18 protein-coding genes, 1 other RNA gene and 7 pseudogenes are annotated in these 26,566 nt (G+C 63.7%); 12 read left to right on the forward strand and 14 right to left on the reverse strand.

All coding sequences use genetic code 11. The features are described 5' to 3' along the window. Window positions 1-297: 297 nt before the first annotated feature. Entirely contained in the window at window positions 298-1,350 is a 1,053-nt protein-coding gene (locus NX05_RS12215) for an MBL fold metallo-hydrolase (protein WP_039432186.1), read from the reverse strand. Between NX05_RS12215 and NX05_RS25365 the strand changes: the two are divergent. The 3 genes and pseudogenes from NX05_RS25365 to NX05_RS12335 all read left to right on the forward strand — a co-directional run bounded on the left by NX05_RS25365 (window position 1,324) and on the right by NX05_RS12335 (window position 2,461). Then, window positions 1,324-1,575: pseudogene (locus tag NX05_RS25365) on the forward strand (hypothetical protein). The gene NX05_RS12215 and the pseudogene NX05_RS25365 overlap by 27 nt on opposite strands. Window positions 1,576-1,584: 9 nt before the next feature. After that, entirely contained in the window at window positions 1,585-2,217 is a 633-nt protein-coding gene (locus tag NX05_RS12220) for a TetR/AcrR family transcriptional regulator (protein ID WP_010370504.1), read from the forward strand. Between the two features lie 168 nt (window positions 2,218-2,385). Continuing rightward, window positions 2,386-2,461: non-coding RNA, sX9 sRNA (locus NX05_RS12335), on the forward strand. A 4-nt stretch (window positions 2,462-2,465) separates the two neighbouring features. On the opposite strand, the gene NX05_RS12225 is transcribed toward NX05_RS12335, so the two are convergent. From NX05_RS12225 to NX05_RS12240, 4 genes and pseudogenes are all read right to left on the reverse strand, one after another. After that, window positions 2,466-2,813 (reverse strand): VOC family protein, encoded by a 348-nt coding sequence (locus NX05_RS12225; protein ID WP_039432188.1) that lies wholly within the window; start codon window positions 2,811-2,813, stop codon window positions 2,466-2,468. 68 nt (window positions 2,814-2,881) lie between these two features. Then, window positions 2,882-3,609: pseudogene (locus NX05_RS24430) on the reverse strand (helix-turn-helix transcriptional regulator). Window positions 3,610-3,754: 145 nt separating this feature from the next. After that, a pseudogene (locus tag NX05_RS12235) lies at window positions 3,755-5,013 on the reverse strand (cation:proton antiporter). 343 nt (window positions 5,014-5,356) lie between these two features. Beyond that, on the reverse strand, window positions 5,357-6,313 hold the full coding sequence (locus tag NX05_RS12240; RefSeq protein ID WP_039432190.1) for a LysR family transcriptional regulator: 957 nt from the start codon (window positions 6,311-6,313) through the stop codon (window positions 5,357-5,359). A 118-nt stretch (window positions 6,314-6,431) separates the two neighbouring features. Between NX05_RS12240 and aceB the strand changes: the two are divergent. The 4 genes and pseudogenes from aceB to NX05_RS12260 all read left to right on the forward strand — a co-directional run bounded on the left by aceB (window position 6,432) and on the right by NX05_RS12260 (window position 13,539). Continuing rightward, a pseudogene (gene aceB / locus NX05_RS12245) lies at window positions 6,432-8,047 on the forward strand (malate synthase A). Between the two features lie 171 nt (window positions 8,048-8,218). Then, window positions 8,219-9,514: an isocitrate lyase gene (gene aceA / locus NX05_RS12250; protein ID WP_039432192.1), complete on the forward strand. Its 1,296-nt coding sequence runs from the start codon at window positions 8,219-8,221 to the stop codon at window positions 9,512-9,514. Window positions 9,515-9,811: 297 nt separating this feature from the next. Continuing rightward, the gene (locus NX05_RS12255; protein WP_039432194.1) at window positions 9,812-10,882 is read left to right on the forward strand and encodes a GGDEF domain-containing protein; all 1,071 of its coding nucleotides are present in this window, start codon (window positions 9,812-9,814) and stop codon (window positions 10,880-10,882) included. Beyond that, entirely contained in the window at window positions 10,879-13,539 is a 2,661-nt protein-coding gene (locus NX05_RS12260; protein WP_039432195.1) for a putative peptide modification system cyclase, read from the forward strand. The genes NX05_RS12255 and NX05_RS12260 overlap by 4 nt, the downstream gene beginning before the upstream one ends. On the opposite strand, the gene NX05_RS12265 is transcribed toward NX05_RS12260, so the two are convergent. Continuing rightward, window positions 13,479-13,817 carry an NHLP-related RiPP peptide gene (locus NX05_RS12265; RefSeq protein WP_039432197.1) on the reverse strand — a complete coding sequence of 113 codons (339 nt, stop codon included), beginning with the start codon at window positions 13,815-13,817 and terminating at the stop codon, window positions 13,479-13,481. The two genes, NX05_RS12260 and NX05_RS12265, sit on opposite strands and share 61 nt — an antisense overlap. An 88-nt stretch (window positions 13,818-13,905) precedes the next feature. Here NX05_RS12265 and NX05_RS24925 point away from each other — a divergent pair. Continuing rightward, a pseudogene (locus NX05_RS24925) lies at window positions 13,906-14,073 on the forward strand (putative peptide maturation dehydrogenase); the annotation flags it as partial. On the opposite strand, the pseudogene NX05_RS12270 reads toward NX05_RS24925, so the two are convergent. The 4 genes and pseudogenes from NX05_RS12270 to NX05_RS12290 form a co-directional block, all read right to left on the reverse strand. Then, window positions 14,074-15,118: pseudogene (locus NX05_RS12270) on the reverse strand (alpha/beta hydrolase family protein); the annotation flags it as partial. Window positions 15,119-15,216: 98 nt separating this feature from the next. After that, on the reverse strand, window positions 15,217-17,244 hold the full coding sequence (locus tag NX05_RS12280) for an acetyl/propionyl/methylcrotonyl-CoA carboxylase subunit alpha (protein WP_039432199.1): 2,028 nt from the start codon (window positions 17,242-17,244) through the stop codon (window positions 15,217-15,219). A 243-nt stretch (window positions 17,245-17,487) separates the two neighbouring features. Then, entirely contained in the window at window positions 17,488-19,098 is a 1,611-nt protein-coding gene (locus NX05_RS12285) for a carboxyl transferase domain-containing protein (RefSeq protein WP_039432201.1), read from the reverse strand. Between the two features lie 10 nt (window positions 19,099-19,108). Next, entirely contained in the window at window positions 19,109-20,272 is a 1,164-nt protein-coding gene (locus NX05_RS12290; protein ID WP_039432202.1) for an isovaleryl-CoA dehydrogenase, read from the reverse strand. Between the two features lie 128 nt (window positions 20,273-20,400). Here NX05_RS12290 and NX05_RS12295 point away from each other — a divergent pair, with 128 nt between their 5' ends. The 3 genes and pseudogenes from NX05_RS12295 (at window position 20,401) to NX05_RS12305 (ending at window position 22,003) form a co-directional block, all read left to right on the forward strand. Then, window positions 20,401-21,021 carry a TetR/AcrR family transcriptional regulator gene (locus NX05_RS12295; RefSeq protein ID WP_039432204.1) on the forward strand — a complete coding sequence of 207 codons (621 nt, stop codon included), beginning with the start codon at window positions 20,401-20,403 and terminating at the stop codon, window positions 21,019-21,021. 84 nt (window positions 21,022-21,105) lie between these two features. Beyond that, complete coding sequence (locus NX05_RS12300) at window positions 21,106-21,480, forward strand: hypothetical protein (protein ID WP_010370465.1); 375 nt, start codon at window positions 21,106-21,108, stop codon at window positions 21,478-21,480. Beyond that, window positions 21,477-22,003, forward strand: a pseudogene (locus tag NX05_RS12305) (RES family NAD+ phosphorylase). The gene NX05_RS12300 and the pseudogene NX05_RS12305 overlap by 4 nt, the downstream one beginning before the upstream one ends. 341 nt (window positions 22,004-22,344) lie before the next feature. Here the strand turns inward: NX05_RS12305 and NX05_RS12310 are convergent. The 4 genes from NX05_RS12310 to NX05_RS12325 form a co-directional block, all read right to left on the reverse strand. Then, on the reverse strand, window positions 22,345-22,680 hold the full coding sequence (locus tag NX05_RS12310) for a DUF3325 domain-containing protein (RefSeq protein ID WP_039432206.1): 336 nt from the start codon (window positions 22,678-22,680) through the stop codon (window positions 22,345-22,347). Beyond that, window positions 22,677-24,293 carry a PepSY-associated TM helix domain-containing protein gene (locus NX05_RS12315; RefSeq protein ID WP_039432208.1) on the reverse strand — a complete coding sequence of 539 codons (1,617 nt, stop codon included), beginning with the start codon at window positions 24,291-24,293 and terminating at the stop codon, window positions 22,677-22,679. Before NX05_RS12315 ends, NX05_RS12310 begins: the two co-directional genes overlap by 4 nt. After that, window positions 24,290-24,601: a DUF3649 domain-containing protein gene (locus NX05_RS12320; RefSeq protein WP_039432218.1), complete on the reverse strand. Its 312-nt coding sequence runs from the start codon at window positions 24,599-24,601 to the stop codon at window positions 24,290-24,292. The genes NX05_RS12315 and NX05_RS12320 overlap by 4 nt, the downstream gene beginning before the upstream one ends. Window positions 24,602-24,794: 193 nt before the next feature. Then, a complete protein-coding gene (locus NX05_RS12325) occupies window positions 24,795-25,439 on the reverse strand; it encodes a DUF4198 domain-containing protein (RefSeq protein ID WP_010379888.1) in 645 nt (214 codons plus the stop codon). A 278-nt stretch (window positions 25,440-25,717) separates the two neighbouring features. On the opposite strand from NX05_RS12325, the gene NX05_RS12330 reads away from it, so the two are divergent. Beyond that, entirely contained in the window at window positions 25,718-26,236 is a 519-nt protein-coding gene (locus NX05_RS12330) for a c-type cytochrome (RefSeq protein WP_039432210.1), read from the forward strand. The last annotated feature ends 330 nt before the right edge of the window (window positions 26,237-26,566 follow it).

Below are 26,566 nucleotides of genomic sequence, written 5' to 3' on the forward strand. Positions count from 1 at the left end.
GGGGCGTGGTAAGCCATGGTGCGACGGAAGCACCGAGTTCAACCACGCCACGCAACCGTTGCAGAGATGAAGCTCCAAAACGGCGGACCGCATTGCGCGAGGATTGAATCAAACTGCTGGGGGTCATCTTTGTCCGACAGCAGAACTGACGTCGCTGCATCCGAATCCCCCTATTGGTGCGAGCCCCAATCAGGTGCGCCGCAGGGTTGGCGAAGCGGTCATGCGTAACGGGCGCGCATCTGCGTGCGTGGTGCGCCATCAAAATGTGATGGCAATGCATTGGCACGCCTCAGCCAGTTACCGGGTCGTCAACCCATCCAGTGCCTGCGCCGCTGCATCCTGTCGCCACCAGCGCAGGCGATTGCCCGGCGCATTCAGGTCCACCCGCTCGCCCATGCGCGGGGTGATCAGTGCGACGCCGGCGGTGTCGGCCAGCGCCACGATGCGGTCCAACGGTTCCTGCCATGCATGCATGGCCAGGTCGAAGGTGCCGTTGTGGATGGGTAGTAGCGTCTGTCCGCCAATATCCATGTATGCCTGCAGGCTCTGCTCCGGCTGCATGTGCACGTGCGGCCACATCTGGTCGTAGGCGCCGTTTTCGATCAATGCCACATCGAATGGCCCGAGCTGCTCGCCAATGGTTGTGAAGTGCGGGCCGTAGCCGCCGTCGCCGCTGAAAAATAGGCGCAGGTCATCCGCCTGGATCGCCCAGGAACACCACAGCGCACGCCCGTTGTCGAACAGTCCGCGGCCGGAAAAATGTTGCGACGGGGTGGCGGTGAGTTGCAGGCCGGCAACGTTGATCGACTGCCACCAATCCAGCTGCCGCACCTTGGCCGGGTCCACGCCCCAGCGCACCAGCAGGTCGCCCACACCCAGCGGGGCGACAAACACGCCGACACGGTCGGCCAGCGCGCGGATGGTGGCGCGATCGAGATGGTCGTAGTGGTTATGCGACAGGATCACCCCGGCCAGCGGCGGCAGCGCGTCCAGTGCAATCGGCGGGGCATGGAAGCGCTTGGGCCCGGCGAACGGCACCGGCGATGCGCGTTTGGAAAACACCGGGTCGGTCAGCCACAGGCCCCCCGCCAGCTTCATCAGCAGCGTGGAATGGCCCAGCCGATACAGGCTGCGATCCGGCGCGGCCAGCAGTTGCGCGTGTGTCAGCGGCTGCACCGGCAACGGGGCGGAGGGCACGGTGGTGCGGGGCTTGCCGAACACCATGGCCCACATCAGGCCGAGTTGCTCGCGCAGGGTCATGATGGTGGTCGGCAGCGGCAGCGCATTACGGAAGCGGCCAGCACGAAACTGCGGCGAATCGGCATACGGGGAAGGGCGTGGGGAAGCCATGGGAAGTCCGAGCAAACGTGGGAGAGCGGAGGAAGTACGGGCGACCAGGCGACGGCGATGCAGCAAGCACTCTCACGACAGCTGGCGGCAGGATCGGCATGGATGGGCCGTACCGGGAGGTTCCTACGCGCTGGCTGCGCCGGGATGACAAGCGCTCGTCACCCGATCAGTGATTACACTAAACAGTGTAGTTTTATTTTAGTGAAAGTAAACTACCCGGTGTAAAATCGCCTGATGTCGACCACATCTCCTTCTCCGGCCGCGCCCCAGCGCATGACCGACCGCAAGCGCAAGGCCATTGTCGAGGCGGCCATTGCCGAGTTTCGGCAGCACGGCTTCGAGGCGACCAGCATGGACCGCGTGGCCGCCACCGCTGGCGTGTCCAAACGCACGGTCTACAACCATTTCCCGAGCAAGGACGCGCTGTTCGGCCACATCCTGCGTGGGCTGTGGCAGCGCAGCGCCGATGCGGTGAACCTTGTGTATCGGCCCGATCAACCGCTGCACACCCAGCTGATCGAACTGCTGCAACAGAAGTTGCGGCTGCTGGACGATGCGGCCTTTATCGATCTGTCGCGCGTGGCCATCGCCGAAGGCATCCATTCGCCGGCGCGCGCGCGCGAACTGTTGTCGCAGTTGGGCAGCAAAGAAGAGGGCACCACCACCTGGCTGCGCGCCGCACTGACCGACGGCCGCTTGGCAGGGGTGGAGCCGGAATTCGCCGCGCAGCAGTTGCAGGCGCTGGTGAAGGGCTTTGCGTTTTGGCCGCAGATCACCATGGGCCAGCCGCCGCTGTCGCCGCAGCAGCAGACGCAGGTGGCCGAATCGGCAGTGGCGATGTTTTTGGGGTTGTACGCGCGCGGCTGAGCGCGGGCGGCGCGCTCAGAGCCGCTGTGTCCGAGTGGTACATGCCGCACCGAGCACTCACCGCACCGGCCTGGTGGTGAGCGCAGTCGTTTTGGTCGCTGCGCTTAGAGCAGCTAACAAAACTACTGCGCAGCCGCCAGGCGGGCGCGGCCGGTGCTCGGAATCCTCATGTACCACTCGTACACTCCGGTTCCTGTGCGCCGCCCGCACCCACCTGACGACTGCTCGCTACGTTTTGTTAGCCGCTCTTAGTCCTTCGAACACACCGCCAAGATATAGCCGTGCGGATGGGTGAAATGAAGACGTCGCCCGCCCGGAAACGCGAACACTGCTTGGGTGACCCGCCCATCTGGCGCTTCGATCCGCGCCTGGCTGCGTGCCAGATCATCGGAGGCGAGCACCACCAGCGCACCGCCCGGTTGCGCTGTGCCGTGGAAGAAGCCGCCGCTCAGACGGCCGTCGCGGAACTCGCAGTCGTCCGGTCCGTCATCCTGAAATGTCCAGTCGAAGGCCTGCCCATAAAAGGCTTTGGCAACCGCAATCGAGGCGACGGCACATTCCAGGTAGTCGATGCAGTGTTGGGTGGCGTCGGTCATGGCGTGCTCCTGAGTAGGTACACAGCATGCAGATGGCGCACGCGGCTGGCTTGGCGAAAACGGCCAACTTAGCGTGCGTGCTGCTGCATCAATGCACGCGGGCTCAGGCCGGTGAGTTGGCGCGCATCGCGCACCAGATGCGGCGCATCGCTGTAGCCGGCGTGCAGCGCGGCGTCGGTCAGGTTGCGATGCCGGCGCACGATCCGCAGGAAGCGCTGCAGACCAAGAACGCGCTCGAGCGTCTTGCTGCCGTAGCCGAATGCATCCTGGCAGCGACGCCGTAACGAGCGCTCGCTGATGCCCAGCGCATCGGTCAACGCGCTCAGGCGTGTCGCCTTGCCGGTAGCCAGTTGCTCGAACAGCCAGGACATCTGTGTGTCGTGCGGTGTGGCGCGCTGTTGGCAGAGCGCCTGCAAGGTGTGCAGTGGGTCGGCGCCGTCGTCCAGACGATGCTGCCGCGTGCGGCCTTGTGCGCCCCACAGCGATTCCAGCGCCACGCGTTGGTTGGCAATGGCATGCAACGGCTGCTGCAACAGCCCGGCCGCCGCGCCCGTCGCCAAGCGCACGCCGGTAACGTCGTGCCTGCTGCAAGCGATGCGGGATTAGCAATGCGATCAGGTCCAGCGACAAATAATTCAATGCCATTCCAGATCAGATCGACACTGCCATCGCGCAATACCAGCAGCGGCTGCGTCGCCGCCGTGCCTTGGCGAAAGTGCCAACTGCACTGCAGCTGCGTGCGTAACGCAGGCGGCGCCGGGCTTTGGGCATAACACGACTCAGCTGGGTCAGGCATGCGTGCGCCATGTATTGAGGTGCGGCGGGGTGCAGCGCCGCAGCGTTGGGCGTGCCGCGATTCAATGCCGATGACTCCACGGCCGCTGTGCTGCGTGTGCGGCATCCGGCAGTAAGCGACGCGTCGCAACACCATTGCGCGCTCGTCATTGAAGTGAGTTACCTGCGCCCAGCGCATCGGCCGCCGCATGCCGTTTGCCCTGGAACCAAGCCACCATTGGCGAGGCCATCACCGTGGTCACCAGCGTCATGCCGAACAACAGCGTGAACAGGTCCGGCCCGATCACGCCGCTATCCAGGCCGATCTTGATCACCACCAACTCCATCAACCCGCGTGCATTCATCAGCGAGCCCACGCTGAGGCTGTTGCGCCAATCGTGGCCGCTCAGGCGCGCGCCCAGTGTGCAGCCAAGCAACTTGCCGCTTACCGCCACGCCGATCACCAACACGAATCCACTCACGCCGGCGCCGCCGAATACGCCAGCGCTGGTGGCCTGGCCGGCAACTGCAAATAGCACCGGCATCAGCAAGGTGATCGCTAACGGCTCGATGCGCCCGGCCAGATGCTCCAACAGGCGATCCTCGCGCGGCAGGCAGATGCCGAACAGGAATGCACCAAAGATCGCATGCAGCCCGATCCACTCCGCCAGCGCGGCACACGCCAGCAGACCGATCAGCACCCACACCAACGCGGTTGGCGCATACCGGCCGTCGTGCGCGCGCGGCCGCAGCAGGCGCGCATACGCAGGCTTGAGCAAACCGAACACGCCGGCGATCAAGAGCAACGCACCGATGGCAGTGAACGCCACACCGCCATGCGCGTTGTTGCCGGTCAAGGTGAGCACGATCGCCAGGAAGATCCATACCGTCGCATCGTCGATCATCGCAGCGCCGAGTGCCAGGCGTCCGGCCGGCGTCCGTGTCATGTTGCGGTCCTTGAGGATGCGCGCCAGCACCGGAAACGCGGTGACCGACATCGCCGCGGCGATGAACAAGGCGAACGGCCAGAAGCCAACTGCCTGCGGTGCGAAGCGCGCGAACAACCAGGGCGCTGCTGCCAACCGAGCAGCAGCGGCAACACGATGCCGGACAGACCCACCAGCAATGACGCGCGCACCTGCGCCTTGGTACCTTCCGCTGCACGCAATTCCACGCCCACCACGAACATGAAAAGCACCACGCCCATCGTGGCCAGGCCGGATAGTGGCGGCAGGCTTTTGGCGGCGAATAAGGCCGTGTGCAACTCCGGTAGCCATGCACCGAATGCAATCGGACCAAGCAACAGCCCGGCCGCCATTTCGCCGATGACCGGCGGCTGCCCACTCCGTTGCAACACTGCGCCGCACAAACGCGCCGCGCCCAGGATCACTGCCAACTGCACCAGCAACAACGTGGTTGGATTCATTGCTCAGCATTCCATTGGTTGAGTCGGCTCGGCCTCGCGTCATGCAGGTGACCGGCCAGTTCTCCTGGGCCGACGGCACGGTGGCGCAACACAGGCAGCGGCGTAGTTTAAGCGTGCCGATGTATTGCACGGATGTTGGCGCTCAACGCGCGACCTGAAGTCACGCTCATCTGGCCGATGCAGGCAATAGCACCTTGTCGCGTTCGCTCGCATTGCTGCATGGCACACACGCTTAGCGCAGTTTGCTGGCGTGTCACTTCGGCGCATGCGCATGACGAATGCCATCAGCTTTTGTCGCCTTACCGCGATTCCAGCGGATAGCAACCTCGCTGTATCGCACGAGTCAACGCTCCGAATCGCCGCTCTCGTCATAGCTGCGCGGGGTAAACAGATCCGGCTGTATCAGCTCGATAAACGCGCGCGCCTGCGGCGACAGATACTTGCCCTTGCGCACCACCACGCCATAACTGCGGGTGGGGAATAAATCCTTCAGCGAGCGAGTGGCGAGCTTGTCGCGATCGGCCTCGGTGACGCAGATCGCAGTGACGATGGAAATGCCCATGCCCATCGCCACGTATTGCTTGATCACCTCCCAGCCGCCCACTTCCAGCGCCACCGTGTACGGCACACGCGCCTGCTGAAAGATCAAATCGACCAGACGGTAAGTCACCTGCCGGCGCGGCGGCAGGATCAGCGGATACGGCGACAGATCCTGCAGCGATACTTCCGCCTTGCTGGCCAACGGATGGTCAGGTGGGGTGATCAGCAATTGCTCGAAACGGTAGACCGGCGCGTAGCTGAGGTCGGCCGGCACATCGAGCATCGAGCCGATCGCCAGATCCACGGCATCTTCGCGCAACAGGTCGGTGCCGTCGGCGCTGATGGCGTTGTGCAGGGTCAGCCGCACATCCGGATGCCGCGCGCGGAAGATGGCGACGATGCGCGGCAGCAAATACAAGATGGTGGAGCTGTTGGCGGCGATGTTGAGCTCGCCGGCATCCAGCCCACGCACCTTTTCGCGAAAGCTCGCCTCCAGGCCATCCAGGCTTTCCACCAGCGGCAGCGCCATCTCATACAGCAACTGGCCTTCGCGGCTGGGCGCCATGCGTCGCCCGGAGCGTTCGAACAGGGCAACGCCCAGGTCGCGTTCCAGCGCCTGCAGTTGCAGGGTCACCGCCGGCTGACTGACGTATAGCGCCTCAGCGGCTCGTGAGACAGAACCCAGACGCACCGTTTGGCAAAACGCGCGTAGGGGCTTAAGCCGGTCAGATTTGTATGAAAAGCGGGGGGTTGGCGCCATCAGTCTATGCCGGCAAGAATAAATATAAGTACAGATTATTTACAGCATTGGTAAAACTGCTTTGTCAAATAGTTGCGGAGAGCCCACGGTGCAAGTCCGGATGCACAAGGACCCCCACATGGCTGCCACCGCGTTTGCTCCCCGTCCCATCGACCACGCCACCCCCGGCATTTCACTGACTACCCAGGTTGCCGGCCAGGCAGAGCTTCTGCCTGCCGCCACGTTGGCCTTGCTGGTCTCGCTGCATCGGGCAATCGAGCCCGGCCGCCAGCAGAGGCTGGCCCAGCGGCGCGAGCGTCAGGCCGCGCTCGATGCCGGCCAGCTGCCCGACTTCCGCGCCGATACCCAGGCCATTCGCGCCGGCGATTGGCGCGTGGCCGCGCTACCGGCGGCGCTGCAGGACCGCCGCGTCGAAATCACCGGCCCCACCGACCCGAAGATGGTTATCAACGCGCTGAACTCCGGCGCCAAGGTGTTCATGGCCGACTTTGAAGATTCCACCGCGCCGACCTGGCGCAACCTGCTGGCCGGCCAGCGCACGCTGGCTGCCGCGGTGCGCGGCGATCTCAGCTTCGATGCGCCCAATGGCAAGCGCTACACCCTGCGCCCGGAAGCCGAACGTGCGGTGTTGATCGTGCGCCCGCGTGGCTGGCACCTGGACGAAAAGCACGTGCTGATCGACGGCCAGCCGCTGGCCGGCGGCCTGTTCGATGCGGCGTTATTCGCCTTCCACAATGGCCGCGCGCTGCTGGCCAAAGATCGCGGCCCGTATCTGTATCTACCCAAGCTGCAGAGCATGGAAGAAGCCGCCCTATGGGACACTGCGCTGGCGCATATCGAAGCGATGCTGGGCCTGCCGCATGGGCAGATCAAGGTCACCGTGCTGATCGAAACGCTGCCTGCAGTATTCGAAATGGACGAGATTCTGCATGCGCTGCGCGAGCGCATCGTCGGGCTGAATTGCGGGCGCTGGGATTATATTTTTTCTTACCTGAAAACCTTCCGCGCGCATCGCGACCGCGTGCTGCCCGAACGCGGCCAGGTCACCATGACCCAGCCATTCTTGAAGGCGTATTCGGAGCTGTTGATCAAGACCTGCCATCGCCGTGGCGCGCATGCGATGGGCGGCATGGCCGCGCAGATTCCGATCAATCATGACGAGCCGCCAATGAGCAGGCGATGGCCCGCGTGCGCGCCGACAAGCTGCGCGAAGTGACCGCTGGCCACGATGGCACCTGGGTGGCGCACCCGGCGCTGATCCCGGTGGCGATGAAGCTGTTCGACGAACACATGCCCACCGCGCATCAGCATCATGTGCTGCGCAACGACGTGCAGGTGACGCGCGACATGTTGATCGCCCCGTCGCCGGGCAACGTCACCCGCGCCGGATTCGAAGGCAACGTCGAAGTGTGCGTGCGCTATCTGGCGGCCTGGCTGGACGGCAATGGCTGCGTGCCGATCCACAACCTGATGGAAGACGCTGCCACTGCCGAAATCAGCCGCGCGCAGCTGTGGCAGTGGTTGCATCACGGCCAGCATCTGGACGATGGCACCGCCATCGATCAGCACCTGTTGCAGGCCACGTTGCACGCGCTGCCGGCGCGATTGGGAACCGCCACCGCACTGCCCGGCGCTGCGCGCATCAATGAAGCGATCGCCTTGTTGGAAGAATTGAGCCGCGCTGACGAACTGGCGGACTTTCTCACCGTACCGGCCTACCGCTTGATCGACTGATCGCACCGCTGCGGCGATGCCTCGCCGCCGGCGTCCCGCAGTTTCCAGTTCAACGCGTTACACCGCCCGCTGCGCACATACGCGCAACGGCGGCCTCGCCATGCCGCATGCCCTGGCATCACCGCCATTCCTTCCTCGTTCCATCCGTCGCACCTCTCAGGAGAACGCAAGATGAGCACTACACTGCAAAGCGCCGAACAACTGCAGCAGGACTGGGCCAACAACCCGCGCTGGAGCGGCATTACCCGCAATTACAGCGCCGCCGATGTGGTGCGCCTGCGCGGCACCGTGCATGTCGAGCATTCGCTGGCACGCTTGGGTGCAGAAAAGCTGTGGAACTCGCTGCATGCCACGCCGTTCGTCAATGCGTTGGGCGCGCTGACCGGCAACCAGGCGATGCAGCAGGTCAAGGCCGGTTTGAAGGCGATTTACCTGAGCGGTTGGCAGGTTGCCGCTGACGCCAATCTGGCCGGGCAGATGTATCCGGACCAATCGTTGTACCCGGCCGATTCGGTGCCGGCGGTGGTCAAGCGCATCAACAACACCTTGCTGCGCGCCGACCAGTTGCATCACGCCGAAGGCAACGATGACATCGACTTCCTGCAGCCCATCGTGGCCGATGCCGAAGCTGGTTTCGGCGGTGTACTCAATGCCTTCGAACTGATGAAGGCGATGATCGAAGCCGGTGCGGCCGGTGTGCACTTCGAAGATCAGCTGGCGTCGGTCAAAAAGTGCGGTCACATGGGCGGCAAGGTGCTGGTGCCCACGCGTGAGGCGATCGAGAAATTGAATGCCGCGCGCCTGGCCGCCGATGTGTTGGGCGTGCCAACGCTGCTGATCGCACGCACCGACGCCGAAGCCGCCGACCTGATCACCAGCGATGTGGATGCCAACGATCAACCCTTCACTACGGGCGAGCGCACCGTCGAAGGCTTCTTCAAGACCCGCAATGGCCTGGACCAGGCGATCAGCCGCGGCTTGGCGTACGCGCCGTATGCCGATCTGATCTGGTGCGAAACCGGCAAGCCGGATGTGGAATTTGCGCGGGCGTTTGCGCAGGCCATCCATGCCAAGTTCCCCGGCAAATTGCTGGCCTACAACTGCTCGCCCAGTTTCAACTGGAAGAAGAATCTGGACGACGTCACCATCGCCAAATTCCAGACCGAACTGGCGAGTTACGGCTACAAGTTCCAGTTCATCACTCTGGCCGGTTTCCATGCGTTGAATCACAGCATGTTCCAGCTGGCGCACGGCTATGCGCGTCGCCAGATGAGCGCATTCGTCGAATTGCAGCAGGCCGAATTCGAAGCGGCGCACATGGGATTCACCGCCGTCAAGCACCAGCGCGAAGTGGGCACAGGTTATTTCGATGCAGTGACGCAGGCGATCCAGCAAGGGCAATCGTCCACCACCGCCTTGCGTGGCTCCACCGAAGAAGAGCAATTCCATAGCGACAAGGCGGCCTGACCGCTGGTACACAGCAACGTCGGCAGAGTGCGCATTGGCCGCAGTGACCGCGGCATCTGAACGCCCGCGTGACACTGTTGTCTCTACAGAAGCCCACACCACGCGGCAGGCAACAGGCGCGACCTAGCGCCACCCTGGGAAGGGGAGGGCTCGGTAAACCGAGCCCTCATTTTTGGGCACGATACCCGTCAATTTGTCTCTTTCTCCGTGAGAAAGAGTGTGAACTGGTGCTGAACAAAAACGTCCTGTAGGATTTATCCATGGGCTAATGTTGCAAGACAGCCTCAGGAAAAACCGATGACTTGCCAGAACACCGCACGCGCAGTCGAGCCAACGGGGAACGTTGCCAAAACGCTTTCCGACGGGCTGCATGCGTCGATGACTGCCGAGGAGCTGGCGTTTTTCGCCCGGTTCGGCCGTTCGCGCGAGGTGGCCGCGGGCCAGTCGCTGTTCGAGCGCGGTGAAGTGGGCACGCAGATGTACATCGTTGTCAGCGGCCAGATCGATCTGGATTTCGGTGAGGATCTGATGCTCAAGCACCTGGGCCCCGGGGAATTCTTCGGCGAGCTAGGCCTGCTGATCGGCGACCACGCGCGCAGTGCCGGCGCCAGTGCCTCCACCGATAGCCGCCTGATCGAGCTGGCACACGACGATTTCCAGCGCCTGGTGGACCGCGACCCCTCGATGGTGGCGCACTTCCTGCGCCGCTCCATCGTGCGGGTGGTCAACAACGAACAGCTGTTGATCCGCCAGCTGCGTCGCCGTAATCACGATCTGGAAGCGGCGCTGGACAATCTCTACGTCACCTCGCACCAGCTCAACCACACCGAAGAACTGAGCCGTACCGACGAGCTCACCGGCTTGCACAATCGACGTGGGCTGGCGTTGCACCTGCAGGAATGTCGGCGCGCCGGCCAGGTGCCGGGCGTTGGCCTGATCCTGATCGATTGCGACCGCTTCAAGCGCATCAATGACGAGTTTGGACATCTGGCAGGTGACCGCGTGCTGCAGAACGTGGCGCATGCCTTGCGTTCGGTGATCGCCGAAGGCGATCTCGCCTGCCGTCTCGGCGGCGACGAGTTCTGCGTGATCGTCGCGCAGGGCACCAGCGAAATGGTGCACCACATCGGCGAATGCATCGTGCGTGCGGTGGAAGCGCGTTTGGGTAATGGCCAGAGTGAGCAGGGCTGCTCGGTCAGCGTAGGTCTGTGCATGATGGATGCCGGCGCGGCCTGGAATGACTGGTACACGCTCGCCGATCGCGCCTTGTACGAGGCCAAGCGGCAGGGCGGCAATGTGCTGTGCATGCAGGAGACGCTGGCTCTGGATCAGCGGCCTGCCTCGCCTCCGGTCATCGCTGAGCGATGAGCACCCGCACCCACGCACGCAAGGACGCGTCGTCGGAAGCGATCCAGGCGCCGCGTCTGCGCACCCTGCTGTTGACCGATCTCTGCGATTCGACCGCATTGGTCGAACGGATTGGCGACAATGCCGCTGCCGCACTGTTCCGTGAGCACGACCGTCTCGTGGTCAAGCTGCAGCAACACTGGCGCGGCCGTCTGATTGATCGTTCCGACGGGCTGTTGTTGTTGTTCGATCGCCCCATCGACGGCCTGGGCTTCGCGCTGGATTACGCGCGCGGGCTCAAGACGATGGGCGATGCCCACACGCTCACGTTATGCGCCCGCCAGGGCCTGCATGTCGGCGAAGTGCTGACCTGGCGCAACAGCGAGGAGGCGGTCAGCATCGGCGCCAAACCGCTGGAAGTCGAAGGGCTGGCCAAGCCCACCGCTGCACGCCTGATGTCGATGGCACGGCCCGGGCAGATCCTGGTCTCGGCGGTGGCCGAATCGTTGACTCACCGTGCCGCACGCGAACTCGCCGACCGCGCCGACCGCTTGTTATGGAAATCGCACGGGCGCTGGCGCCTCAAGGGCATTCCCACCGCGATGGAGATCTACGAAGTCGGCGAAGTCGGGCTGGCCCCACTGCGTATGCCAAAAAACTCGGCAAAAGCCTGGCGCGACGTGCCGCTGTGGCGCCGGCCGGCAGCGTTGGTGGCTGAGGTGGGGGTGATACTGGCGGTAGGAGGTGCCGTGTGGTTTTTCATTCGACCGCAGCCTGCGATTGCATTTGCCAATCGTGATTGGGTGGTCGTCGGCGATGTACGAAATCTCACTGGGAATACAGTGCTGGACGGCGCGCTGGAACAGGCGCTACGCATCAGCCTTGAGCAATCGCGGTACGTCAATGTCCTGAGCGACATGAAGGTGCGCGACACCGTCGCGCGAATGAAGCGTGATCCCAACACGATCGTTCTCGATCGCAGCGTGGCCTCGGAGGTGGCGCTGCGTGATGGCGCCCGCGCAGTTCTTCTGCCGACCGTGGCTGAAGTTGGCGGGAAGCTACGTTTCAGCGTGGAGCTAGTGGATCCGCGTACGCAAACAACCGTGTATTCGGAGTTTGTACAAGGCGACGGCCTGCCGTCTGCGCTGTCTTCGGTCGATCAAGTCACCCGTAAGCTCCGGCAGGGCTTGGGCGAGATGGTTGCGTCGGTCGACAAGAGTTCGGTGCCATTACCGGCGGTCACAACATCGAGCCTGGACGCGTTGCGTGCGTATGCTCTCGGCATGGAAGCCACTGCAAAAGGGCGTTGGCGCGAGGGTTTGGAGTTGTTCGATCGCGCGGTTGGGATCGACCCGACGTTTGCGTTGGCTTACCTGGGCGCTGCGCGCATCAAGGTTGCGGTATCCGACCGCAACGGCGCGCTTCCGTACCTGGACAACGCGGTGCGGTTCCGGCAGCGCTTGCCGGCGCGTGATCAGCTCTATCTAGATGCCTGGATCGCCGAATTGCGGGCGGTGAGCGCCGCATTGCCACTGTGGAGAAGCTTGGCGTCGCTGTACCCGGACAATTTCGCCGGCGCCGCCAACACATCGTGGCATTTGTTTGTCGCCAACCGCTTTGCGGACGCTCTGCCATATGCGCAGGCCGCCGACGTTGTACAGGATCCGCTGCGTTCCATTGCGTCCGATCGGGTCGGGCGCATCCTGCTGGCACAGGGGAAGGTTGATGCCGCGTTGCAGCGCTTCGAAAACTCGGGCGACGGCGATCGGGCAGGTCCGCTGCGCCGCAAAGCAGATGCCTTGGCAGTGTTGGGTCGCTATGTCGATGCACAGCGAGCCCTAGACCAGATCGTAGAGAACGGCTACGCCAATGATGATGTGGTGCCGCTGATCGACCGCACCAGTATCGCTCTGGATCAAGCCAATTGGGCGGATGCGAATGCTGCGATGGCACAGGCTCTGGAACGCAGCAAGCACACCGATAATTTCAGTTATCGACAGTTCCTGGTGATTGGGGCAACCACTGCCGCCATCAGCGGTGAAACGGCACCTGTAGGCCCGATGATGAGTTCGGCGTTTGATGAGCTGGTGGCCGCAATAAAAACCGATGGCACTGCCGAGCCAAACCTGCAGGATGACGCTGCGATGGTGCTGGCTCTGGTCAGCCAGGCTCAGCGCAATGGCGACGATCAGTTCACTGCACGTGCGCTTTCGGCGATCAAGCCTGCGCTCGCATACGAAACACCTGTGCTTGCAGAATTACGCGCGATCGTCGAAGCCCAGCATCTGGCGCTGTCAGGGGACCGCGCAGCAGCGATTGTCCGTCTGCCTACCAGTCCTGACGATCTGTTGCAGACGCGCGTGACCTTGTACACGTTGTTGCATGACAGCGGACGGCATGCGGAGGCACTGCAACAAGCACGCTGGCTTTCTCTTCAGCGCGGGCGTGCCTACATCGAGGCGAATGCCTCGCAGACGCTGCAGCCGCTCAATGTGGCGCATACGCGGTTAGCCCAGCTATGGACCGCCGAGTCGCTGTATGCGCTGGGCAATACCCGGGAGGCCCGCGAGCAGGCGCAGGCCTTCGTGCGCGCCTGGCCTGCATCGCGTCTGCCTGCTTACTTGCGCAGCAGGGTGGAGCGGATACTTTCGGATTCGAAAGCGAAGATCACGGTGTGATTGGTTTTTTCGGTCAGATAGCTCTGTAACTCGGCACGCCCCAGCGCAATGTCCTGCTTGGACGCGAGCTGATTGGTGGTCATGCAGTAATAGTGCTCTCCTGCACTTGGCACGCTTTTGTCGGCACTCGTACCGGCAACCCCGATCTGCGCAAGCGCCTGCGTTGGGCTGGATTGGAAGCAATCGCGAAAATCGTCGTTGTTGGACAACAGCTCCAACAGCCTGTCGGCGGTGGATGCATCGAACGGACGGTGTGCATTGTGGGCCGAGTCAGTCATCGTCTTGTGCGCAGAGTGAGGGCAGATGCATGGTGTGTTGGGATAACTGAGACAACATCGACCATGCGCATGTGTCCTTGAGATGTCTATGCAGATTCGTCGCTGTGCCACGCTGTTCTTCGAGCTTCGCGACGATGCGACGTTCGATCTTGCCCACTTGCTTGCCGGTGGTGATGGTCTGCGTCGCCGTACCCGTTGGCTTGCGCTCGCGCCCCACCTTGATGCGGAAGTGGAAGTCGCCGCGCACGAGCGTGATAAAGGGCATGCCGACCAGCGTGGCGTAACCGCCGTAGCTGCCACCCATGATGGCGACGTCGTCGGGTTTGGTAACACCTCGCTTGACCGCCCATTGCACTGCGTCGAGCAGGTCGTCGTGCATCTTGCCGGCCCACTCGCCGTTGCCGGCGTTGGTAAAGGCCGTGCCGAAGCCGGTGGAGCCACGAAAGTTCACCGACAACACCGCATAGCCGCGGTTGGCCAACCATTGCTCGTACGGGCCACAGCCGTAGCTGTCGCGTGCCCACGGGCCGCTATGCACGTACAACACCAGCGGCACCGGCTTTTCCGCCTTGCTGTCGTGGTTGGCGTCGGCTTCGGCGGGCAGGGTGAGGTAGCTGACCAGCTTGAGTCCATCGCGTGCGGTCAGTTCCTGCGGCCACATCGGCACCAGCGGTTTGCCTCCAGTGCGGGCCGTGCGGAGAACAGCTTGGTCAGCTTGCCGCCATCGGCGCGATCGTAGCGGTAGTAGGTGAGCGGCGTTTCGGCCGCGGAATAACCAACGCGTGCCGGAAGCCAGGTCCACGCGATACAAATCATGCCACTTGGCATCACGGTCGTTCATGCCGACCATGATCGATTCGGGGTGCTGTGCGCTGACCCGATATACCTCGGCATTGGTCTTGTTGAACGGAGTGAGATCCTTGCTGCTGCCATCAGCCAGATTGATTGAAAACAGGCGGATCTTCATCGCCACCGTTGTCGCGCAGAGACAGCAAGGTATTGGCTTGATAGGTCCACAAGTAATTGCCAATGCCGCGCGCAGTGTCCTTGTTGATCGCACGCGCCTGATCGGGCGCATCCACCGGCGCGACCCAGCTGAGGTACTTGCCGTCCGGGCTGATGCTGACATTGGCACGCTCGGGGTTGCCGAACAGTGCATCACGGGTGATCAGTTCGGGAAGCGCCGCAGGTGCTGCCGTCGCTGGGGTAGGCGTTGCAACTTTTTCGGATGCGGGCGCGGTTTTGTCGCTGCAGGCAGACAGCGCGAGCACCATGCCGGAAACAAGAAGCAGGCGTTGCATGAGGCCTCCGGTGGCACTGCGGCCAAGCCGGCCGATGTGCCACGCTAGCGGCAGCACGCGTACAGGCGAACGTGCCGTTGTCACGCAGCCATGCGTCGTTACGCAGATGCAGACACGAATTCCACCAGCGCTGCACCGTCGGCCACCAGATCGCCTTCGGCCACCAGGTATGCTTTGACGGTGCCGTCGCTGGGCGCGTGCAGGGTGTGCTCCATCTTCATGGCTTCCAGCACCACCAGCGCCTGCCCGCGGGTGACCGGCTGGCCCACCGCTGCGGCCAGCGAGACGATGCGGCCGGGCATCGGTGCGGTCAGCCCGCCAGCGTCCTGCGCCGGTTGATCGGCTTCCATCAGCGCATCGTGGTACTGGAAGGTTGCCCGCTGCGCGGCGCCGATCAGGGTCAGCAGGCTGCCATCGCGCAATGCCTGCGCACGCCATTGCCGGCCGTCCATCTCCACCCGCAAGCCAGTGTCGTGCGAGTAGCAGCGCAAGATGTGCGTTTCCCCCGCGCAGGTGACTTGCCAGCCGTCGGCATCTCGGCGCACATCGAGTTGGCGGCGTTCGCCATTTGTTTCAAGAATCACGCGCTGCGCTGCATGCGCACCGATGCGCCAACCATCGCTGCGCTGCCACGGCGAGTGCGGGTCGGCCGGATCAACAGCAGCAGCCGGCAACGCATCGGCGATCAACACCGCCGCCAGGCACCACCATGCGCTGTCTGGGCTGCGCGCCTCTGGAAATAGCACGGCGTGCTCGCGCTCGATCAGCGCGGTGTCCAGATTCGCCGATGCGAAAGATTCGGTCGCAATCAGGCGCGACAGAAATGCACTGTTGGTAGTGACGCCCACCGCATGGAACTGCGCCAACGCCGCGCGCATGCGTGCCAGCGCAGCGGGGCGATCGGCATCCCAGACGATCAGCTTTGCGATCATCGGGTCGTAGTAGGGGCTGATGGTGTCGCTTTGCTCCACGCCGGCATCGATGCGCACATGCGCGCTGGCGGCGGGCAACTGCAGCTGGCGCAGCGTTCCGGTGGACGGCAGAAAACCGCGCTCGGCATCTTCGGCGTATAGGCGTGCCTCCAGCGCATGCCCGTTGATGCGTAACTCGTGCTGCCGACGCGGCAGCCGCGCGCCAGCGGCAACGCGCAGTTGCCACTCGACCAGATCGGTACCGGTGATCAACTCGGTCACCGGGTGCTCCACCTGCAGCCGGGTGTTCATTTCCATGAAATAAAAGTCGCCGTCCGGGCCGGCGATGAATTCTACCGTGCCCGCACCGACATAACCCACCGCTTGCGCAGCGTCTACGGCCGCTTTGCCCATCGCCGCGCGTCGCGCCTCGCTCATGCCGGGCGCAGGTGCTTCTTCCAGTACTTTCTGGTGGCGGCGCTGCACCGAGCAGTCGCGCTCGAACAGGTACACCACCTCGCCATGCGTATCGCCGAACACCTGGATTTCGATATGCCGCGGCCGCTCGACATATTTTTCCACCAGCACGTGCGCATTGCCGAATGCCGACTGCGCTTCGCGCTGACAGCTGGCCAACGCCTCTTCGAACGCTGCGCTGGCATCCACCCGGCGCATGCCCTTGCCGCCGCCACCGGCGCTGGCCTTGATCAATACCGGGTAGCCGATTGCGTCGGCTTGCACACGCAAGAATGCCGGCGCCTGCTCATCGCCATGGTAACCCGGCGTCAGCGGCACACCAGCGCGCTGCATCAGCGCCTTGGCGGCGCTCTTGTCGCCCATCGCGCGAATCGCCGCTGCCGGCGGGCCGATGAAGACGATGCCAGCATGCGCACAGGCTTCGGCAAATGCTGCGTTTTCCGACAAGAACCCATAACCGGGATGGATCGCCTGCGCACCGGTTGCGCGCGCCGCTTCCAGAATCGCTTCGCCACGCAGATAACTTTGCTGCGCCGGCGAGGCACCGATATGGACCGCTTCATCGGCCAGACGCACATGCCGTGCATTGCGGTCCGCATCCGAATACACGGCCACCGTCGCAATGCCGAGGCTGCGGCAGGTGGCAATCACCCGGCAGGCGATCTCACCGCGATTGGCAATCAGGATCTTGTCGAAGGGCGCTTGCGTTGCTGCGGCGATAGGGTCGCGCTGGGTCATCGGATCAGTCTCTGCACGTCGCCGTAGCGGCGGGTCGTCTTACGAAGAAAAACGGCTTGTCTGTTTCACACGTCCATCGAGCGCAAGCAGGGTTTGTTGCCACGCGGCGCTGTGTTGCTTGCACGCCAGCTGCGCAGACGTCCACGATTACCGGTGCGTATACGACAGAACCTCACTAGCAGCCCGCATACCAGGACCTGTCACCGTAGCGCGCAGTACTGAAGCTGCAACGCATGAACCAACTCACATGCGAAACACGCCGAACCGCGTCGCCTCGATCGGCGCATTCAACGCCGCCGACAAGCCCAGGCCCAGCACGCGGCGCGTATCGGCTGGATCGATGATGCCGTCGTCCCATAGCCGTGCGCTGGCGTAATACGGATGGCCTTGCTGCTCGAACTGGGCGCGGATCGGCGCCTTGAACGCATCTTCGTCTTCGCCCGACCACGCACCGCCCTTGGCTTCGATGCCATCGCGACGCACCGTGGCCAACACGCTGGCCGCCTGTTCGCCACCCATTACGCCGATGCGCGCATTCGGCCACATCCACAGGAAATTCGGCGAATAGGCGCGGCCGCACATGCCGTAATTGCCCGCACCAAACGAGCCGCCGATCACCACGGTGAACTTGGGCACCTTGGCGCAGGCCACCGCCATCACCAGCTTGGCGCCGTCCTTGGCGATGCCGCCATGTTCGTATTTGCGCCCGACCATGAAACCGGTGATGTTCTGCAGGAAGACCAGCGGAATACCGCGCTGCGTGCAGAGCTCGATGAAGTGCGCGCCCTTGAGCGCGGACTCGGAAAACAGAATGCCATTGTTGGCAATGATGCCGACCGGGTAGCCGTGCAGATGCGCAAACCCGGTGACCAACGTGCTGCCGTAGCGCGGCTTGAACTCGTCCAAGCGCGAGTCATCGACGATGCGCGCGATCACTTCGCGCACATCGAAGGGCTTGCGGGTATCGGCCGGAATGACGCCATACAGTTCGTCGGCGGCATAGCGCGGCGGCCGCGGTTCTTGCAGCGCCAACGATGCGGCAGGCTTGCGCCAGTTGAGCTGGGCGATGATGGCGCGCACGCGCGCCAGCGCCTGCAGATCGTTGTCTGCAACGTGATCGGCCACGCCGGAAATGCGCGTATGCACATCGGCACCGCCCAGTTCTTCGGCGCTGACCTCTTCACCGGTGGCGGCTTTGACCAGCGGCGGACCGCCGAGAAAAATGGTGCCCTGCTCGCGCACGATCACCGTTTCATCGCTCATCGCCGGCACATACGCACCGCCAGCGGTGCACGACCCCATCACACAGGCGATTTGCGGGATGCCATTGGCCGACAGGTTGGCCTGGTTATAGAAGATGCGCCCGAAGTGGTCGCGGTCCGGAAACACCTCGTCCTGCAACGGCAGGAACGCGCCACCGGAATCGACCAGATAGATGCACGGCAGCCGGTTTTGCTGCGCAATTTCCTGCGCCCGCAAATGCTTCTTCACCGTCATCGGGTAATAGGTGCCGCCCTTGACGGTGGCATCGTTGGCAACGATCACACATTCCACGCCGGACACGCGGCCAATGCCGGCCACTACACCCGCGCACGGTACCTGATCGTCGTACATGCCATGCGCGGCCAACGGTGCGATTTCCAGTAGCGCGCTGCCCGCGTCCAGCAAGGCGTCGATGCGCTCGCGCACCAGCAACTTGCCGCGCGCGGTGTGCTTGGCGCGTGCCGCCTCGCTACCACCACGTGCCGTCTGCGCGAGTGTGTGGCGCAGGTCGTCGATCACCGCACGCGTCGCGGTGGCGTTGTGTTGAAAACTTTCGCTGCTGACCTGCAGCTGGCTATCGATCACACTCATGGTGACTCCGTCAGGCGGTGCGTTCGAACAACTCGCGGCCGATCAGCATGCGGCGGATTTCCGAGGTGCCCGCGCCAATCTCGTACAACTTGGCATCGCGCCACAAGCGGCCGGTGGGGTAATCATTGATGTAGCCGTTGCCGCCCAGCACCTGGATCGCCTGGCCGGTGAGCCAGGTCGCTTTTTCGGCGGCATATAGGATGGCGCCGGCAGCGTCCTGGCGGGTGGTGCGCCCGGCATCGCAGGCACGCGCCACCGCATACACATACGCGCGGCAGGCATTGAGCCCCACGTACATGTCGGCCAGCTTGGCCTGCATCAACTGGAAGCTACCGATCGGCTCACCGAACTGCTTACGCTCGTGCACGTACGGCAGCACCACATCCATTGCCGCGGCCATCAGCCCGAGCGGGCCGCCCGCCAGCACCACACGTTCGAAATCCAGCCCGGACATCAGCACGCGCACGCCGCCGTTGAGCGTGCCCAGCACGTTCTCTGCAGGCACTTCGCAATCGGTAAAAACCAGCTCGCAGGTGTTGGAGCCGCGCATGCCCAGCTTGTCCAGCTTCTGCGCGGTGGAAAAGCCCGGCATGCCCTTTTCGACGATGAAGGCAGTGATGCCGCGCGCGCCCGCGTCGGGGTCGGTCTTGGCGTACACCACCAGTACGTCGGCATCCGGGCCGTTGGTGATCCACATCTTGCTGCCGTTGAGCACGTAGCGGTCGCCGCGCGCATCGGCGCGCAGCTTCATCGACACCACGTCCGAGCCGGAGCCGGCCTCGCTCATCGCCAGCGCGCCGACGTGCTCGCCGCTGCATAGCTTGGGCAGGTAGCGCTGCTTCTGTTCGGGGCTGGCGTTCTTGCGCAGCTGATTGAGGCACAGGTTGGAATGCGCGCCGTACGACAGCCCGATCGCACCGCCGGCGTGCGAAATTTCTTCCATCGCCACCACATGCGCCAGGTAGCCCATGCCGCTGCCGCCGTATTCTTCTTCGACGGTCAGGCCGAGTAGGCCTTGCTCGCCAAACAGACGCCATAGCTGTGCGGGGAACACGTTATCGTGATCGGCTGCCGCGGCCAGCGGGGCGATATGGTGGCCGGCAAAGGCGGCCACGCTTTCGCGCAGCAGATCGATCTCTTCGCCAAGCTCGAAATTCAAGGACGGCACATGCATGCGACAACTCCACAGGGATCGGAATGTGCCGGGTGGGAGCGGGCGGGCCGCGCGGCGGATATAACCAGACTAGCGGTCCGCAACAAAAAAGTGAACTAAAATTCAACTATTGAACCCAGAATCACACCATGGCTTATCGACGCTCCGCCCTGATGGAAGAACGCCTCGCCGGCAACCGCGAACGCATCCTGCACGCGGCCCGCGTCCTGATCGCCGAAGGCGGCTACCGCAATGCGCCGATAACTGCGGTGGCAGCCGCGGCAGGTGTTTCAACCGGGCAGATTTATCGGCATTTCCCGTCAAAAGCCGAGCTTTTCGTGGAAGTCCTCAACGAGGCCGTGCAGCGTGAGATGACCATCCTGCGTGCGATCACTGCCACTCCGACGAGTGCAGCCGAGCGCTTGCGCAGCGCCATCGCCACCTTTGTACGGCGTGCCTTAGCGGGGCCGGCGCTGGCGTACGCCTTTATCGCCGAGCCGGTGGAGAGCGAGGTGGACGCCGAGCGCATCCGTGGCCGGCGGCTGTTCGGCGAGGTGTTTCGCCAACTGCTTGCGGAGGGCGTCGCGGCTGGGGAGTTCCCGCAGCAGTCGCTGGATGCCGCCTCGGCCTGCATCGTCGGCGCGTTTACCGAAGCCTTGGTCGGGCCGATCGCCCCCAGCCGTGGCGATCCGCAGCAAGGCGAGGATTTGGTAGAAGCGGTCTGCGGCTTCTGCCTGCGTGCGGTGGGTGCGGCGCAAGCGACCAGCTGACAATGCTAACCATGCGCGGAACTGTGCTACCCAGGTGCGCCTTACTGTGCATATAATGTGCACTCATATTGCCGGAGTCGCACGATGGTCGCCGTCCTCAATCCCCTGGCCCTGACCGAACGCCTGCGCGTGCCGGACCGGACCATTCTGTCGCCGTCGGCCATGGCCGGCCTGCTGGATCTGTCGCAACAGGAATTGGCCGAGCTGGCGGGCGTGCACCGCAACAGCTTGCGTGTGCACCCGGAAAGCCCGCGGGTGCAAGACCTGCTGCGCAATCTGTCGCGCCTGCTGGTCGCCATGACGCAGGTGCAACCAGACGAGCGTCAGGTGGTGTTCCATCTCAAGAACACGCCCATCCCCGCATTCGAATTCGCCACCTTGCTGGAAGTGGTCAAGCAGGGGCGCACCGACGATGCGCTGACCTATCTGCGCACGGTCGCCGCGGGGGCCGCCGGTTGAAGCTGAGCGCCCCGGCGCACTGCACGCTCTATCGCGCCTTCACTCCGCGCTGGGCCGCCGAACCGCTGAGCGGTGCCGGTGCGGCGCGCTCGGGCGGCCGCTTCAATCGCTTCGGCCAACCGGCGTTGTATCTATCGCTGCAACTGGAAACCGCCGCGGCCGAATATGCGCAGGCCGCCCCGTTTCTACCTCCATTAACGCTGGTCAGTTATGCGGCCGATCTGCCGGCGCTGGCCGATCTGCGTCTGCTCGACGCCAGCTGGGATGCGTTATGGGCCGACTGGGCAGACGACTGGCGCAAGGCGCTGGTCAACAAGATCGAACCAGTGAGTTAGGTACTCGGCGACCTGCTGCGCGAAGCGGACATTCCCGGCGTGATCTTCCCGAGCATGGCGCAGCCCGAAGGCGTCAACGTGGTGTATTTCTGGACATGCTGCAGCCTGAGCGCGTGCTGCAGGTACTCGACGATGGCCGTCTGCCGCGCGATGGCCGTAGTTGGGGCGATCGGCCGGCGGTGGTGTAACTGGCTACGCCGGCATCCGCCGATCACGCCGGTGGCCGTGTGACGCACCAGCTGCAGCGCGTGACGCGACGTCGGTATTGCGAACGTCACGACGTGCTTGCGGCGAAAACTCACTGCGCAGCGAAAAGGATCTCAACGGTAGTAACGCACGAGGCGCGGGTCGCCATCCAGAAGCACGACTGAGGGGACACGGCGCATGCGCAGATTGATGATCATGTTCATCGCATCTCGGGTTAGCTCGGTGTTCCCGTGAGCCAGTCGCTTATGTTCTTGATCCTGGTCGCCGCCGCCGGATAAGCATGCCAACGCACGCAGTACATCGCCAACTCGCCACCACCCACTCAACCCACCAGCACCTGCACCACACCCGCCAGCACCGGCGCGGCCACCGCAGCCGGCACAATCGCGCCACGCCGATACGGCAACAGCCACAGCGACAACACCGCTGCAGCCGCAGTCAACGTGCCCAGCCACAGCACCGGGCCGATGCCCCAGCCCTGCGCATGCACTGCCAGGCCAAAGGTGAGCAACAACAACACCCACCCCAGCACGCGCAGTTGCCGTGACCGTGCAGCGCCCAACAGGCGGCCACGCAACTCTTGCTGATGCTTTTCCATCGCCAGGCACAGCGCAGCAAAGCCGGACAAATTCAGCGCCAGCAATAGCAGCATACTCATGCGCTTTCCTTGATCGGCGCAGTGTGCTGCACAGGCGTTGCGGCAGCAGCACGCGCGCGCCGCGCCGACGCGGGCTGCGGTGCCTTCCAACGTTGCAGGCGAAAGCCGGCAATGCCCAGACAGAGACCAAGAAACAGGCAAACCAGATCGACGCCCGCCAGCGCCCATTGCCCGGCCGGCAGCGTCACGCCTAGATGCACATCGGTGGTGACCGCATTGAGCACCGGTACCAGTGCGAACAACGCCGCGCCCAGATACAACTGCCAGCTCCACATCGCACGCCGCGGCCACACGAACGCCGCCAGCAGTGCCGCCGCCCACACAGCGAAAAACAGATTGGCCTCCATCGCTGCACGCGCTTCCACGTGCACCGGCAACACGCGGTTGGCCCAGAAGAAACTGGCGAACGCGATCGGCAAGCCGGCCACCGTGCCGATATTGAGTGCATCCACCAGGCGCAGGCCGAAGCCGATGCGTCCGGCTTTCAAATGTTTGGGGCGTTCTTTCACTGCCCACATCACCACACCGCTGGCCACCATCAGGCAGCCCAGCAAGCCAGAGCCAAAGAACAATGCGCGCAGCCATGCACCGGCGAAGTGGGCCAGATGCAGGCCCACCATCACACCGCGCGTCTGGCTGGCACCGCCCGGCGGCCCGCTGCGTTGCAAGCGCTTGCCATTTACGGCGTCGAACAGGATCGACGGCGCATCGGTGGAGAGATGTTCGGCCAGCTGCGTTACACCCACGGCAGCATGCGCATCATTGGGAAACGACACCGCCACGCTGCCCACATCGCCACCACGCCAATCGCTGCGCGCACGTCCCACGAACTGCTCCAGCGGCAGCATGTGCGCCGGTACGCCGGCTGCTTTACGCGTATCGGCCACCCGATTGGCCGCCTCGTCGTAGAAGCGCATTTCATCGCCAGCATAGCGCGCCTTGATGCCCCACGGCAGGTACATAAACATCAAGGTCACGATGCCGGTGTAAGTAATCATCGCGTGGTACGGCAACGCGGTGACCGCGCTGACGTTGTGGAAATCCAGCCAAGACCGCAGCCCCTTGTCTGGGCGGAAGGTAAAGAAGTCCTTGAAGATCTTCTTGTGCGTGATCACCCCGCTGATGATCGCCACCAGCATGAACATCGCGCAGAAACCCACGATGTAGCGCGCCCATGCCACCGGCACATAATGCAGATCGAAATGCAGCCGGTAGAAGAATTCGCCGCCCAGTGTGTCGCGTGCGGCGATGTCCTTGCCGGTGGCCGGGTCGATGATGGCGTTGCCGTACATCTGCCGGCGCTCGGCCGGTTTGCCGTCGGCAGGCGCGGGATTCTGCCAGTACATGCTTACCACCGGAGTGCGCGTATCCGGCAAGGTAATATTCCAACTCACTGCATCGGCTGCGTGTAGTTGCAGATACTGCTCGGCGCTGCGCAGCGCCGTGGTGGTGCTCACCGTGGTGGTGGGCAGTTCCGGGCGCATCCAGCGGCTGATTTCGTCGCGGTAATAACTGGCAGTGCCGCCCATGAAGATCAGCAGCAAGATCCAGCCGACCAGTAGCCCGGTCCAGGTGTGCAGCCACGCCATCGATTGGCGAAACCCGTGTTTCATGTTGCGCTCCGCTGCAGCCATGCGGCCAGCGCAAACATCAGCGCCGCCGGCACCGCAATACCGGCCCACGCACGCCACACGCTGGCCGTGGCAAACGCCCATAGCGGCGCACATGCGCACACCACGATGCCGACCAGCATGCTGGTCAACACCGCTTCACTGCGCGGCATTGGCAATACCAGCGCCAATAACAGATTGGCGGCGCTCGCAAGCGCATACCCGCCGAAGATCGCTGCCAGCGTGCGCGCAAGCACACCTAGCCATGGGTGCTTGAACCAGGGCAGCGGCAGGGACGATGCGCTGGACATCAGGCTACCTGCGCGCACGGGCGAGTTGGAGCAGGCGACATGCTGCAGCGCGCAGTAGCCAAGCCGGCATCGTTCGTAAACGCAATCGGCCCGCAGGTATGGCGGCGGAAGCGCAACTGACATGGCGCTCCTGCCGCGATTGGGCAACGGCCATGCCCGGTCGACGATTGCGCGGGAGCAGTGTCGACCACGCTTACTCGGCCAGGAACGTCAGCGTGCTGATGTGATGCACCATCGACACCTGCTTTCCGGCGATCTCGCGCTTCACCGGTTCCTTGTTGGTCGCGACCAGGATGTGGCGGCCGGCGCGCAGCTCGGGCAGGGTCACCTGACCCTTGGCATCGGAGGTCAGCGTCTTCTGCCACTTCTGCGGGTCGATCACCGTCACTTCCACCTTGGGCAGCGGCTTGTTGCGATAAAGCACGGTTAGCGTGTTGCTATTCGCAGCGGTGGGGACCAGTTCGAAATCGAGCTTTGCTGCCGGCGTGGCGCGACCGGCACGGGCGTAGTAGCTCACCGTCTCGAAGCCGCCGGCTTCGCCCTTCCATGGTTCGAACACCTTGTCGTCGCTCAACCACGCGTCGCCGCTGCCGGCCAACGGCGCGGTTAGGAACTCTGTGCCACGCTGCAGTGGACCGGCCTTGCCGGCAGTGCCGAACACGTTTGGCTTGACCACCCGCTTGATCTCGTCCTCGCCGTGGTCCAGCGCTTCCTGCGCCGGCTCGCCGAAGAAGATGCGCACCGGGCCGCTACCGTCGCGCTCGATCCAGATTTCGTGGGCCTGGGCAGACAGGCTGATGCTGGCCAAGGCCAGGCAGGACAGCAGGAAGGATTTCATCGCGGCGACTCCTCAAGGGCGGACCGGCAAGGCGAGTACCGCCACCGTGGTTGTTGGGAATGATACGCAATTCCCACAACGGAGACCATGGTCCGCATGCGGCGCTGCGGCAATTCTCCAATAGGCGCAATCACGGGTGCGGACCGAAGCATCAGCGCACCGGGGGCGCAGCGCACATCGCTGCGAAAACTGTCATGCAGGCTGGTCAGACTGGCCTGAACTGTGCTCTATACTCCGGCGCTAGCAGAGGTCTTCGACCAACAGCCAGGGGTGAGCGCGTGCGGAATTACGACCTCGAGTTCCTGAAAAAATTCTCGATGGTGATCGGTTTACTAGTGGTGATCACCCTGGGCTTGATCGCCCTGGCAGCTTATTTGCAACGCGCTATTCCCGACGAAGTCTCGCCCACTGCTGCCAAACGCGTGCTGCAACGCATCGCGCCTGCCGGTGCGGTCTATGCGGGCGCCACTGGCGCGCCTGCCCAGGCCGCTGCCCAGGCCGCAGCGTTGGCCAAGGCCGCTTCGCAGTCCGCTTACGGCGGCACGACCGATGGCAAGACCGTCTTCCACAACCTGTGCACCGCCTGCCACACCACCGGTGTGGGCAAGGCGCCGACGCTGGACCATTTGCATTGGGACGCGCGTATCGCACAGGGCAAGGACACCTTGTACAAGCACGCCATCGAGGGCTACACCGGCCCGGATGGCGGCATCATGCCCCCCAAGGGCGGCAACCCGGGGCTGACCGAAGAGCAGGTGCGTGCCACCGTCGATTGGATGCTGGAGAATCTGAAGTAAGGCCCTGCCTGGCGAGCCGTCGGCTGCAGCTGAGGCTGCGTTGTTCCGACTGACGCGGCCCATCGCCTGCCTTGTCCGTTGTCATCGAATGCGGCGCGTGCTGATCGTGGCGCGAGCACGAATAGCGCGGCACCAACGCGATGCAGTAGCCGCATCCGGTTTTTGTAGCAGGTGCGCCTAACCGCAATTCACCGTGGTTTGTTAGTTGTCCCTGAAAAATCCCCTTCAAGCGCCCCGTGCCGTCTGTGACAGCGGCACGTGGCTAAAGGATGGCCATTCCATCGCCCGCATCCAGGCACGCAAAAACGCGATCCAGCGCAGCAGCCAGCG

Source organism: Xanthomonas vasicola, from assembly GCF_000772705.2.
Classification (GTDB): Bacteria; Pseudomonadota; Gammaproteobacteria; order Xanthomonadales; family Xanthomonadaceae; genus Xanthomonas; species Xanthomonas vasicola.

What these genes read in the sequence shown, in the direction of transcription:
- NX05_RS12215 (WP_039432186.1), bottom strand. Translation starts at nt 1,350, where the DNA reads ATGGCTTCCCCACGCCCTTCCCCGTATGCCGATTCGCCGCAGTTTCGT.
- NX05_RS12220 (WP_010370504.1), top strand. Translation starts at nt 1,585, where the DNA reads ATGTCGACCACATCTCCTTCTCCGGCCGCGCCCCAGCGCATGACCGAC.
- NX05_RS12225 (WP_039432188.1), bottom strand. Translation starts at nt 2,813, where the DNA reads ATGACCGACGCCACCCAACACTGCATCGACTACCTGGAATGTGCCGTC.
- NX05_RS12240 (WP_039432190.1), bottom strand. Translation starts at nt 6,313, where the DNA reads ATGGCGCCAACCCCCCGCTTTTCATACAAATCTGACCGGCTTAAGCCC.
- aceA (WP_039432192.1), top strand. Translation starts at nt 8,219, where the DNA reads ATGAGCACTACACTGCAAAGCGCCGAACAACTGCAGCAGGACTGGGCC.
- NX05_RS12255 (WP_039432194.1), top strand. Translation starts at nt 9,812, where the DNA reads ATGACTTGCCAGAACACCGCACGCGCAGTCGAGCCAACGGGGAACGTT.
- NX05_RS12260 (WP_039432195.1), top strand. Translation starts at nt 10,879, where the DNA reads ATGAGCACCCGCACCCACGCACGCAAGGACGCGTCGTCGGAAGCGATC.
- NX05_RS12265 (WP_039432197.1), bottom strand. Translation starts at nt 13,817, where the DNA reads ATGACTGACTCGGCCCACAATGCACACCGTCCGTTCGATGCATCCACC.
- NX05_RS12280 (WP_039432199.1), bottom strand. Translation starts at nt 17,244, where the DNA reads ATGACCCAGCGCGACCCTATCGCCGCAGCAACGCAAGCGCCCTTCGAC.
- NX05_RS12285 (WP_039432201.1), bottom strand. Translation starts at nt 19,098, where the DNA reads ATGAGTGTGATCGATAGCCAGCTGCAGGTCAGCAGCGAAAGTTTTCAA.
- NX05_RS12290 (WP_039432202.1), bottom strand. Translation starts at nt 20,272, where the DNA reads ATGCATGTGCCGTCCTTGAATTTCGAGCTTGGCGAAGAGATCGATCTG.
- NX05_RS12295 (WP_039432204.1), top strand. Translation starts at nt 20,401, where the DNA reads ATGGCTTATCGACGCTCCGCCCTGATGGAAGAACGCCTCGCCGGCAAC.
- NX05_RS12300 (WP_010370465.1), top strand. Translation starts at nt 21,106, where the DNA reads ATGGTCGCCGTCCTCAATCCCCTGGCCCTGACCGAACGCCTGCGCGTG.
- NX05_RS12310 (WP_039432206.1), bottom strand. Translation starts at nt 22,680, where the DNA reads ATGAGTATGCTGCTATTGCTGGCGCTGAATTTGTCCGGCTTTGCTGCG.
- NX05_RS12315 (WP_039432208.1), bottom strand. Translation starts at nt 24,293, where the DNA reads ATGAAACACGGGTTTCGCCAATCGATGGCGTGGCTGCACACCTGGACC.
- NX05_RS12320 (WP_039432218.1), bottom strand. Translation starts at nt 24,601, where the DNA reads ATGTCCAGCGCATCGTCCCTGCCGCTGCCCTGGTTCAAGCACCCATGG.
- NX05_RS12325 (WP_010379888.1), bottom strand. Translation starts at nt 25,439, where the DNA reads ATGAAATCCTTCCTGCTGTCCTGCCTGGCCTTGGCCAGCATCAGCCTG.